The following is a 226-nucleotide window of genomic DNA, read 5'->3' as shown; positions in this document are numbered from 1 at the left end:
GACGTTGATAGGTTGGGTGTGTAAGCGCTGTGAGGCGTTGAGCTAACCAATACTAATTGCCCGTGAGGCTTGACCATATAACACCCAAGCAATCTGCAACGCAGATTGTGGTGGTGAAGACGAAAGACCCGAAAATTCGCAACATCACAAATCGCATATTCGAATTCGCTGGGCTGTCCAACAGGACATTCTGGCTACAGAATTTCTTGACGACCATAGAGCATTG

1 rRNA gene is annotated in these 226 nt (G+C 47.3%); it reads left to right on the top strand.

The annotated features are described in order from the left end of the window. A 23S ribosomal RNA gene (locus J5M56_RS27345) occupies positions 1-77 on the top strand; the annotation flags it as partial. Positions 78-226 lie beyond the last annotated feature (149 nt).

This window comes from Pseudomonas sp. 51_B (assembly GCF_017491595.1).
Taxonomy (GTDB): domain Bacteria; phylum Pseudomonadota; class Gammaproteobacteria; order Pseudomonadales; family Pseudomonadaceae; genus Aquipseudomonas; species Aquipseudomonas promysalinigenes.
This window is presented reverse-complemented; position numbering and strand designations above follow the sequence as displayed.